We start from the raw sequence: 12,097 nt of genomic DNA, 5'->3' as shown, positions 1-12,097 counted from the left end.
AGCATGCATCAGCGAAAGGCATTAAAATAGGGATAGAAAATTGCCCGATGTTTTTTACAGATGATGAATGGCCCGGAGGTAAAAACCTAGCCATTTCTCCTGCCATTTGGGACAAAATGTTTCATATAATTCCTGATGCCAATTTTGGGTTGAATTACGATCCTTCTCATTTGGTTTGGATGCAAATGGACCCAGTACAGCCCATTTATGATTACAAGGAAAGATTGCACCACATTCACCTTAAAGATGTAAAGGTCTACCAAGAAAAGCTTAACAGAGTAGGCATTCTGGCCAATCCGCTGGAGTATCATTCTCCCAAAATACCCGGGTTGGGAGATGTGCCTTGGGGGAGGTTTTTTGCTGCCCTTACGGATGTAGGGTATAGGGGGCCCTGCTGCATTGAAGTGGAGGATAAAGCCTACGAAAAATCAGAAGCCGATGTAAATATGGCTATTTTAACCGCTAGAAATTACCTGCGCCAGTACATTCCATTTAGAGCCTATTAAGCTTCAAAAAAGCCGTATTGTTTGCCAACAATACGGCTTTTTTTTCCGGCTTATTAAATGGTTAAAATCTTAGGATTGGCTTTATCAATGGTATCTTCTTTCCAGTCTTTTTCATCCTCTTCCAGTGCCTCTTTTTTATCATCCTGATCGTTTTCAGGTTTTAATTTAAGTTTGATATATATTGGAAAATGATCTGAGGAGATGGAGGGTAGCCGTTTTATCTCCCTCAACAAGAAATCTTCGGTATGAAAAATATGATCCAGTGGCCATCTAAACGGAAAGTATTTGGCATTATAGGTATTAAAAAAGCCCCTTCCTTTTCTAGGATCCAAAAGTCCGCTGATTTTTTGAAACAAGCGGGTGGTTCTCGACCAGGCAACATCATTCAGGTCACCAAAAACCAAAGTGGGCAGCCCCGGATCTTTTACATTTTCTCCAACAATTAGCAGCTCTGCATCCCGAGAAAGTGAAGTATCACTCTCGGTAGGACTGGGTGGCTCAGGATGGATGCAGTGGATTTGAATGGCTTTACCTGAAGGTAAAATGACACTGGAGTGAATGGAAGGGATATCATCTTCTACTAAATAATGCACCTTTGTATTTTCCAGTTCTAGATTAGAGTATAGATGCATCCCATAAAGATTATCCAAGGGAATCTTCACCTGATGTTTATAATCTTTTTCTATAACTTTCAATTGATCTTCCCACCATTTGTCCGACTCAAGGGTCAAAACCAAGTTGGGTTTCTTTTTTTTAACTAGCTTGATCAACTTTTCTACATGTCTATTGGGTGTAAGCACATTACTTACTAAAATCCCTATTTCATTATCAGGAGAGGCTTTTTTATCTCTTTTTACTTCTTTTTTGGCCAGTAAGGTATAAGGAAAAATCTTTCTTGCCTGATAAAACCATGAAAAGACCACCAACAAAAAGCCAGTAATATTCAATGCATTAAAGGATAGCGCAGGGACTACATATATTGCTATTGCCATAGTGGCCATAATCAATAACTGTATTCTGGGAAAGTCAAAAACCCTTATCCACCAATTGCTTAACTTTAACTTTGAAGCGATGACAGCGAAAACACAAATGATACTTAATATAAATTTGAAGATATTTAAAACCAATTCCATTTAATAAGGAGGTTAAATTCCATACCCAAAAGGTATTTTTGTTTTAGGAAATATTTACAATATATACCAAAGCGGGAAAATAATTAATAATTTTAAGCCTCAATTTAACAAACATTTTGCCTCATGTCTTTCTTAAAATCATTTTTTCGCCAGGAATTTGAAGCCAAAGGATTGGACATGACCAATGAACCCTTTATTCAGGCACTAGAAATTGCCCTGTACACCAACAAATCATTATTTTTGACAGGAAAAGCAGGCACAGGTAAAACCACCTTTCTGCATACCTTAAGAAAATTTAATGCGACCAAAAGCATGGTGGTTGTGGCTCCTACCGGAGTGGCTGCCATCAATGCAAAAGGGAAAACCATTCATAGCTTTTTTAAAATTGATCCCAGACAAATATTCCTCCCAGGAGACCATAGGCTATCCCCCAAAGGATCCAAGCAGAATATCTTCGACACTTTCAAATATACCAAGAGCCGCTTGTCTGTAATTCGCAACCTGGATATTCTTGTTATTGATGAAATTTCCATGGTACGTGTAGAGATTCTGGATATCCTGGATCAGATCCTCCGGGTGTTTAGAAAAAAACAGCATTTGCCTTTTGGAGGTGTGCAGCTTGTCTTAATAGGCGATCCCTTTCAGTTGCCCCCGGTGGTAAAAGACAAAGACTGGTCCTTATTATCCGGCAAATATGAAAATCGTTTTTTCTTTAGCTCTTTTGGTTTTAGAGAACTGATGCCTTTTCACATTGAGCTTCAAAAAATATACCGTCAAAAAGATGCCACGTTTAAAAACCTATTGAATAGAATTAGAGAAAGCCGGCATACCTTTGAAGACATCCATTTTCTGAATCAGCGAGCAAATGATTATCATTTTGATCTCTTGGATCAAGGGTATATTATACTGGGTACCCATAATCATAATATCCTCCAGATCAACAAAAGGAAACTTGAACTTATAGAAAGCGAAGAGCGGATCTACAAAGCCAGCATTGAAGATGATTTCCCTCCAAACATGGCCCCATTTGAACCATTAGATATTAGGCTGAAAGTAGGTGCTCAGGTGATTTTTATGCGCAACAATGCAGAAAAAAACTATTACAATGGGATGATTGGTAAAGTAATGGAAATGCATGATAACAAAATACTTGTGGAGGCGAACAATGGTACTTTTTATGAGGTGGAAAGAGAAGTTTGGGAAAATGTAGATTACCAATACAATGAATCAGAGCGAAGAGTAGATGCCAAAGTTATAGGCAGGTTTACTCAGTTTCCGTTAAAACTTGCTTGGGCCATAACCGTCCATAAAAGCCAAGGACTTACCTTTGAAAAATGTATAGTAGACATTGACCGCTCATTTGAAGCGGGTCAGGTATATGTGGCCCTTAGTCGCTGCACAGATTTGGAAGGATTGGTTCTCAAAAATCCCATTGGGATGCAAAGTGTCTTGGTAAGTTCCGATAGTTTGAATTTCAGCCTTCAACGACAAGAGGAAGGGCAGATTGAAGAAGACTTAAGGCTTCAACGAGCCTTTGCTTCGTTGCCTTATGCCTTCGACGCTTACCGAAAAGGGGATTTAAACAAAGCCAAGGCTATTTTTAATGAAGTTCAAAGTATTCATGACATCACAAGTTATGCAAAATTCAATCAATTTCTACAGTTAAAACCTAAACTAGATCAGAAAAATAAAGACAGATAAATGAATTTTAAATAACTTTTTTAGCATTTTATAAAAATTTTTTCTCCATTTTGCTTGCCTATTAATCTCAAATGCATAAATTTGTATTTTAACAGCAATTTAAGAGCCTTGTCAACATTAAATATTTTTAAGAATGGAGGGGATTTTGAGAGGAGCAAATCAGGACAAAAGCTATTTTAACAGCGTAGTTTTATCCATCATATTGTTTTTAGTCATTTCAGGTCAAAGTTATGGTCAATTGGCTTGTACCAATACTGAACCTGAGACACTTACGAAACCATGGCGTGATGATAATTCTTGGGAAAATGGTTATCCGACCGGTGTATGGAATGCCTATGTTTACCAATTGACCGAAGAATACAACCCAAATGGTGCAAATGCAGGTCATAACGAGCCGTCTGAGTTTAAAAAGAAATATCCAGATGATAGTGGTGTAGGCGGTCAATATAAGGGCATGCTACGTAGGGATGGAAACAATTTCCTTCCGGTTTCAGGGGTAAATTTCGATACTTATTTCAGTGATCCCAACCCCGGTGATGGCTATTCCTCAGATTCATTGTTTTTTCAAACCGGAATAGACCCTTCTACGCCCGGAGGATGTGATACCCAATTCAATTTATTTGGCGTGCATATGCGTGGCAGGTATATTCCCCAAGCCAATGGGATCTACCGCATTAGCATAGGGAGTGATGACGGCTCTCATTTCAGTATGTTTTCAGACATTGATAACGCTAGTTCAAGTGGTGCTGTGGATGTAAATGGAAATGACCTGATTCACAATAACTGGGTAAAGAACGAATCAGATACGCTATTGTATGACGGTGTTGATAATTTCATATACGAAGACAATATCAGAAATTATTATATTGAAATGGAAACCACCCAACAATGGTACATGACATTGAACTATTATGAAAATGATGGAGCCAATAGATTTTCTTTCAATATTGAATTGTACTTTGGCCCGGGTGAAATAAAAATGGGTAATGATGCCTCCGGATCAGTTACTTTTTGTGGAATTAACCCGGATCCAACCATTATCAGCTCCTTAGGTCCTGCGGTATTTGAAGATGGGGAGGTAACCGAATACTTTTGGCAGTATGCCACCACCAATGATGAATCCACTGTTTGGACCACCATCCCCGGTGCTACCGGCAAAGATTATGACATCCCTGCTTATCAGGACGATAGCTGGACAGGAACAAGGTACTATAGAAGAGGTGCAACCAATACCATCGTGGACGATGAAGGGGTAAGTACAGATGTAGATGTGTTTACCAATGTATTGGAAGTAATCATGAATCCTATTCCTGATTTAGACCGAACTGAATTTGGTGACAATGAGTGGATCGGTCATACCTATGATGCACCTAGGAATTTCGCTACTTCTAATTATGCCGGAAGGGTTTTTGAAGATGCTGAATTCAATCAAAGCTTTCCTTCTGGCGTAGGTTGTACCAGCCAGACTTCTAACTTCACGGTTCAATACAGAATGCGCTTGGATGTGTCTCCGGGAACTTACGACTTTTATGTAAATGGAGACGATGGATACAGGTTGTCAATCGACGGAGTGGCTGTAATTGATGAATGGACGAAAGAAGGTGGAAAAAAAGAGGCTCCGGGGGATACTTATCAAATGGAGATTTTGGAAGCAGGGGTATTAGAATTAATTCTAGATTACTATGAATTAGGTGGTGATCAATCCATTTCTTTTGACTATGAGGAAACCCTGCTAGTTCTGCCATTGGAGTGGGGAGATTTTCTAGGACAGTCTTGCGGTGAGAAAAATTGCCTGAACTGGAGTACTCTTCAAGAAAAAAATACCAGTCATTTTATATTGGAAAGGTCTCATAATGGTTTTTCTTGGGAGATCTTCGGAGAAACCATAGAAGCGCAAGGCAACAGCAACCAAGAAGTGTACTATGATTTTGCAGACCATTCCATTACCAACGATGTTACTTTTTACCGAATCAAACAAGTGGATTTGGATGATACTTTCAGTTATTCAGACGTAATCAGGGTAGAAAACAATTTGTTATTCGTTGATTCTGAAGAGGCCATACTAAGCGTAGAGCTAACCAGCCAAGATCAGAGAGTAAGGGCAAACCCTCTACTCGAAAAAGTGCGTGACAACAGGTATCAAATAGACATGCGACAGTTCCCAAGCAATCACTATCTGGTAACTATCCAAACTGAGAAATCAAAGAAAACTTACAAAATCATGAAACGATAAGTTTGAAGAATAAGAATAGATTTAATGAGCTTATTGGTGGCAATCGCACCATTTTTAAGAAGCCGACATTCAAACAAAGGATGCCGGCTTTTTAATTTTTTAATAACATTTTATCATTTGTAGGGTTGGGTTGGTATCTTTGCACATTATGGGTACAACTACTGTCAATACAAACACTTCACTCGAGCATCTGGATCCTAAATCTTTTATAATTATAAAGAATGCAAGGGTCAACAATCTCAAAAACCTGAGCATAGCCATTCCCAGAAATAAACTGATTATCATAACCGGTTTATCAGGTTCAGGAAAGTCATCTCTGGCATTTGACACGTTATTTGCAGAAGGCCAAAGAATGTATGTAGAGAGCCTTAGCTCCTATGCCAGACAGTTTTTGGGAAGGATGGAAAAACCCGAAGTAGAGTACATCAAAGGTGTATCCCCTGCCATCGCCATCCAACAAGGCGTAAACACCAAAAACCCAAGATCTACGGTTGGTACTACCACTGAAATTTACGATTACCTCAAGCTATTATTTAGTAGAATAGGGCGAACCATCTCTCCCATAAGTGGGGAAGAAGTAAAACATCATACCGTAACTGATGTGGTCGCTTACATCCACAGTTTCGATGAAGGAGCCAAGGTAATGATCAGTTGTCCGCTTCATTTTAATCCGGAAAGAGCAAAAGAGAAAGAGTTGGAGATTTTGTTACAGAAAGGGTTTACCAGGGTGCTTATTGACGGTCAGGTATCATTTGTGGAGGATTTACTTGAATTGGAAAAATTACCTGAAGGGGACTTTGAGATACTTGTAGACCGGGTATCCGTTATGAAAGAGGATGAAGGCAACCAGTTTAGAATCGCAGACAGTGTGCAAACTGCCTTTTTTGAAGGCTTGGGAGAATGCAAGGTTATTATTCCGGATATTGCCTCCAGGTCCTTTAGTGATAAATTTGAGTTGGATGGTTTGCATTTTGAAATACCAACCGTCAACTTTTTCAGCTTCAATAATCCATATGGTGCATGTAGAACTTGTGAGGGCTTTGGTTCAATATTGGGAATTGATCCTGATTTGGTCATTCCCGATAAGTCCATTTCTATTTTTGAAGGAGCTATTGCTCCATGGCGTGGGGAGACCACCAAAAAATGGTTACAACCTTTGTTAAAAGATGGGATAAAGTTTGATTTTCCAATCCACAGGCCTTATGAAGACTTGGACGAGAAAGACAAGGCTGTATTATGGACGGGAAATAAATATTTCAAAGGCTTAAATGATTTTTTTGCTTTTCTTGAAAGCAAACTCCATAAGATTCAATACCGGGTGATGCTTTCCAGGTTTAGAGGGAGGACCGTTTGTCCGGACTGCAAAGGAACCAGGATTAGAAAAGATGCTTCTTACGTAAAAATCTCAGGAAAATCCATCACCGATATGGTTTTACTTCCTATTGATAAAGCCCTGCCTTTCTTTAGGTCTATGGAACTTACTGCAACAGAAAAAAACGTATCCCAAAGATTACTCAAAGAAATCATCAACAGGTTGGAGTATCTTGACCAGGTAGGCCTGGGTTATTTAACCCTAAACAGATTGACATCCTCTCTTTCCGGAGGTGAGTTTCAACGGATTAAGTTGGCAACTTCCTTGGGCAGCGCACTTGTGGGTTCCATGTACATTCTAGATGAGCCAAGTATAGGGCTACACCCAAGAGATACGGAGCGTTTGATTACGGTATTAAGAGCGCTTAGAGACTTGGGAAATACGGTGATAGTGGTGGAGCATGAAGAGAAAATTATCCTTACTGCCGATCAAGTCATCGACATAGGTCCGGATGCAGGCGTACATGGCGGAGAATTGGTTTTCCAGGGTAACTTAAAGGAACTGATGGACGCAGGCAATACGCATACATCTCGGTACCTTAGTGGAGAAGAGTCCATCAATGTCAAGTTGCACAACCGAAAATGGAAGGAATATATTTTGATTCAAGGCGCCAGAGAGAATAACCTCAAAAATATCACTGTAAAAATACCTTTAGAAGTATTGACTGTAGTGACAGGTGTGAGTGGCTCAGGAAAATCTACTCTGGTAAAAAAAGTATTGTACCCAGCTTTAGGAAAAATACTGGGTAGTGTAAATGAAGAATCGGGGAAATTTGATAAAATTGATGGAGATTATAGAAACGTAAATCGGATTGAGTTTGTAGACCAAAATCCAATAGGGAAGTCCTCTAGGTCAAACCCCGTCACCTATGTCAAGGCATATGATGGAATTAGGGCGCTGTATGCAGAACTTCCTATTTCCAAGCAAAGAGGTTATAAACCTGCATTTTTCAGTTTTAATGTAGATGGTGGCAGGTGTGAAGCCTGCCAAGGAGAAGGAACGCAGAAGATCGAGATGCAGTTTATGGCTGACATTTACCTTACCTGCGAATCTTGCAAAGGAAAGCGCTTTAAAAATGAAATCCTGGATGCCAAATACAAAGGCAAAGATATATCCGAGGTTCTGGACTTAACCATTGATGAAGCCATGGATTTTTTCATTGAGAAGCAGGGCATCATTCAAAAATTAAGACCTTTACAAGAGGTTGGTTTGGGTTATATAGGACTGGGACAATCCAGCAATACCTTAAGTGGTGGCGAAGCACAGCGGGTTAAACTCGCTTCTTTCTTAGGAAAAAATGACACAAAAAATAAGGATAAAATTCTTTTTATCTTCGATGAACCTACTACCGGGCTTCATTTTCATGACATAAAAAAATTACTATTTTCTATTAATTCCCTGATCGATCAGGGACATACCGTATTAATAATTGAGCACAATACAGAGGTAATTATGGCTGCAGACTGGGTGATTGATTTAGGGCCAGAAGGCGGGGAAAAAGGGGGCAATGTAATTTTCGAAGGTGTACCAGAAGATTTAATGAAGGAAGAAAATAATTATACAGGAAAATACCTCGTGGAGCTCAGCAAGGCCTAATAATATAAATATATATAGGAATAGATTTATTTTTTCTACACAAAAAGTGATTTAAATGAATTTTATACATAGTTTTGTGCTATATATAAAATTTAGGCCTCTTTTAAATGGTATTTTTAAGGAGCCTAAACAAATCCTTTGAAACTACCTAATTCCTATTGCCATGTTATTCAATTCAATTGAATTTCTGATTTTTCTACCGATTGTATTTTTCATTTATTGGTTTGTCTTCCAGAAGAATTTAAAGCTTCAAAACCTATGGGTATTGTTCGCCAGCTATGTCTTTTACGGCTGGTGGGGTTATCGTTTTTTATCACTTATATTTTTTAGCTCCTTGGTTGATTACTTAATTGGGATGCAACTCAGCAAACGCCAAAACATTAATCAGAGAAAGTTCCTGTTGTTTATTAGTTTGGCTGTTAACCTTGGATTTCTAGGCTTTTTTAAATACTATAATTTTTTCGCAGATAGTTTTGCTAATGCTTTTACCCTATTCGGCAATTCGATGGATCCTTCAAGGCTAAATATTATTTTACCGGTTGGTATCAGTTTTTATACTTTTCAAACGATGAGTTACACCATTGATGTGTACCGCAAAAAAATGGCTCCTGTCTCAGAACCTATTGCATTTTTTGCCTATGTCAGTTTTTTTCCCCAGCTTGTTGCAGGGCCAATTGAAAGGGCCACAAATCTATTACCCCAATTCTTCAAGAATAGAAGTTTTAATTACACCAAAGCCAGTGACGGCTTAAGGCAAATACTCTGGGGCTTATTCAAAAAAATTGTAATTGCAGACAATTGCGCGATCTATGTAAACGACATTTTCAATGATTACACATCTTATTCAGGTTTCACCTTATTCTTGGGTGGGATACTGTTTGCCTTTCAGATTTACGGCGATTTTTCCGGTTACTCAGATATTGCGATTGGCACATCTCGGCTATTCGGATTTGATTTAAAAAAGAATTTTGCATTCCCTTATTTCTCAAGAGACATTGCAGAATTTTGGCGTAGGTGGCACATTTCTCTTTCCACTTGGTTTAGGGATTACCTTTATATTCCATTAGGAGGAAGCAGGGGAGGCCATGCCATTAGGAATATATTCATAATATTTATTGTCAGTGGTTTTTGGCATGGAGCCAATTGGACATTTCTTTTTTGGGGTGCTTTAAATGCCGCCTTTTATCTACCATTATTGTTGACCAAAAAGAACAGAGTGCATACTTCCGACACAGTAGCAGCTGGCAAATACCTGCCAAGTATTCGAGAAACTTTTCAAATGGGTATCACTTTTCTTCTTACCGTTATTGCTTGGATATTTTTCAGAGCAGACAGCCTTTACATGGCATTTGACTATTTATCTATCATCTTTTCACCAAAATTCTTTGTCTTACCCATCCAAGATTTTTGGAGCATGAACACCGGTAATCACCTGATTTATCTTTTCTTTTTATTAATAGGCTTCATTCTTGTAGAATGGTTACAACGAGAAAAGAATCATGGACTCGAACTAAATCCTCAAAAATTACCTAAAACGGTAAGGTGGGCATTTTACTACGTGATTATCATATTTTGCTTTATCATGAATGGCGTTCAGCAAGAATTCATTTATTTTCAATTTTAAGCACCATGAAAAGATTTATAAAAAATAGCCTCTATTTTGTAATTCCTTTTGTGCTATATAGCTGTTTAATTGCCTTAATTGACCCTTTCAATTATTTAAATGGCTTTGGAATTACCAGTGAAGAGAAGAAAAAAGCCATTGCTATGCACATTGAGCCCCACCTTTATAAAATGATCGATTTTAAAAACAAACCCAAGAAAAACTGGGTACTGGGTGACTCAAGAAGCAATGGGCTTTACGATGCCATGGACAGTGCAACCTGGTCCAATTTGGCTTATGGGGGCGCAAGTTTAAAAGAAGTCATTCAATCATTTTGGTGGGCCAGAGAAATTGAAAAACCCGACACAGTTTTGATAGGAATCAACTTAAACTTGTACAATAAATACAATCGTCGGTTTTGGGTAGAAGAGACCATAAACAGAAAAAGCAATTTTTTTACCTACGCCTTTAATAAGTATACGTTCGATGCCACCTTTGCTATAATAACTGAAACTAATCAAAGTGAAGAAGAGAGCGAACCTCAAGTTGAATTACCGGGAGCAAAAGAACAATTTTGGAGGAAAAAATTGAAAGGGACTGACAAATTTTACAAAAACATTACTTACCCGGAGGAATACCATAAGCAATTGACAGAAATTGCAATCCATTGTAAAGAAGAGGGTATTAAGCTGATATTCTGGATCCCTCCACTTCACAAAGACTACCATGAAGTATTGACCAAGTATGAATTAGAAGAATTTGAAGCTAAGTTTAAACATGACTTATTCACCATAGGTGATGTATTTGATTTCAATTCTTCTCAATTAACAGTTGATGAAAATAACTTCAGAGACCCGGTACATTTTAATGCACAGGTTGCAAGGCTAATTGAGAAAGAAATAAGAAGTTATTCTCCTCAGCATTCCATACTTTATAAAAAGAAATGGCTGGATTAATTCGAATAATTAAGCGAGGAATCGATTGCTCTTGATTCCTTATATAAACCTGACCATTAAACCATTCAAAATAAGATCGAGACACCATTTTTTTAACCCGAACTTATACAATAGAATGTCATGAACTTTCTAAGGGAGGCTCGCAATCAAAAGAAAATCAGATTACCTGGGAATTTTAGCCTCGAAGTAAGATGGTGAATGTGAAAACCGGAACCAAAGGCATGATTTTGAAGTGATTTCATTCTGTTAGTGAAGGTCTTTTGTATATTTCAGGGGTAAGCTTATATACCGCCTATCCTTTTTTTGGGATGGAAAATAATGTCTAAATGCCTGAAATTTTCAATATTTAAAAAATTAAGGTAATTTAAGCATCCAATTAATTTTTATAAAAAATTGAAGTAAAATAACAGTAATTAACGTAACGAATACCTAAGCCTAATCCATGTTAAAATTATTAAAAAGAACTTTATTTTTGGGTTCTATTTCATCGGTCTTGTTTGTTGCAAGCGCTTATCAATCTATTGAGAACTTTGAGCCCTACTCACAAGAAATTCCCGGAACAGGAATCTCCTTCGATATGGTACCTATACCTGAAGGAAGCTTCAAAATGGGAAGTAGTGATGGCGCATCAGACGAAGCCCCTGTTCACGAGGTAAAGATAGATCCGTTTTGGATGGCTTCTCATGAGACCACTTGGGATCTTTATGAATTATTTTTAGACAAGAGCTTTGAGGCTTCCTCAAGTGAAGGCCCCTTGACACCTGAAATTGATGGTTTGACAAGGCCTTCTATTCCCTATTTGGACATGACCTTCGGCATGGGAAAAGAGCACAAACCAGCGATAGCCATGACCCAATATGGGGCCATTCAGTTTTGCAGGTGGTTGTATCTCAAAACCGGAGTATTTTTCCGTCTGCCTACAGAGGCAGAATGGGAATATGCCGCTCGTGCCGGCACCAACACCAAATACTTCTTTGGAGACGACCCGTCTCAATTG

Annotated in this window: 8 protein-coding genes; 7 read left to right on the top strand and 1 reads right to left on the bottom strand. The window is 38.4% G+C overall.

The window, feature by feature from the left end; genetic code table 11:
- A partial coding sequence (locus AAC037_RS08730) for a sugar phosphate isomerase/epimerase (RefSeq protein ID WP_339902624.1) occupies window positions 1-506 on the top strand: 506 nt, incomplete at its 5' end.
- 53 nt (window positions 507-559) lie between these two features.
- On the opposite strand, the gene AAC037_RS08725 is transcribed toward AAC037_RS08730, so the two are convergent.
- Complete coding sequence (locus AAC037_RS08725) at window positions 560-1,639, bottom strand: endonuclease/exonuclease/phosphatase family protein (protein ID WP_339902623.1); 1,080 nt, start codon at window positions 1,637-1,639, stop codon at window positions 560-562.
- Between the two features lie 123 nt (window positions 1,640-1,762).
- On the opposite strand from AAC037_RS08725, the gene AAC037_RS08720 reads away from it, so the two are divergent.
- The 6 genes from AAC037_RS08720 to AAC037_RS08695 all read left to right on the top strand — a co-directional run.
- Window positions 1,763-3,340: an AAA family ATPase gene (locus AAC037_RS08720; protein WP_339902622.1), complete on the top strand. Its 1,578-nt coding sequence runs from the start codon at window positions 1,763-1,765 to the stop codon at window positions 3,338-3,340.
- 133 nt (window positions 3,341-3,473) lie between these two features.
- Window positions 3,474-5,573: a PA14 domain-containing protein gene (locus AAC037_RS08715; protein ID WP_339902621.1), complete on the top strand. Its 2,100-nt coding sequence runs from the start codon at window positions 3,474-3,476 to the stop codon at window positions 5,571-5,573.
- A 148-nt stretch (window positions 5,574-5,721) separates the two neighbouring features.
- A complete protein-coding gene (gene uvrA / locus AAC037_RS08710) occupies window positions 5,722-8,541 on the top strand; it encodes an excinuclease ABC subunit UvrA (protein WP_339902620.1) in 2,820 nt (939 codons plus the stop codon).
- A 163-nt stretch (window positions 8,542-8,704) separates the two neighbouring features.
- Window positions 8,705-10,165 (top strand): MBOAT family O-acyltransferase, encoded by a 1,461-nt coding sequence (locus AAC037_RS08705; protein WP_339902619.1) that lies wholly within the window; start codon window positions 8,705-8,707, stop codon window positions 10,163-10,165.
- Between the two features lie 5 nt (window positions 10,166-10,170).
- On the top strand, window positions 10,171-11,100 hold the full coding sequence (locus AAC037_RS08700) for a hypothetical protein (protein ID WP_339902618.1): 930 nt from the start codon (window positions 10,171-10,173) through the stop codon (window positions 11,098-11,100).
- 442 nt (window positions 11,101-11,542) lie between these two features.
- On the top strand, window positions 11,543-12,097 hold a 555-nt coding region (locus AAC037_RS08695; RefSeq protein WP_339902617.1), incomplete at its 3' end, for an SUMF1/EgtB/PvdO family nonheme iron enzyme.

The sequence above is a fragment of the uncultured Cyclobacterium sp. genome, from assembly GCF_963976465.1.
Classification (GTDB): domain Bacteria; phylum Bacteroidota; class Bacteroidia; order Cytophagales; family Cyclobacteriaceae; genus Cyclobacterium.
This window is presented reverse-complemented; position numbering and strand designations above follow the sequence as displayed.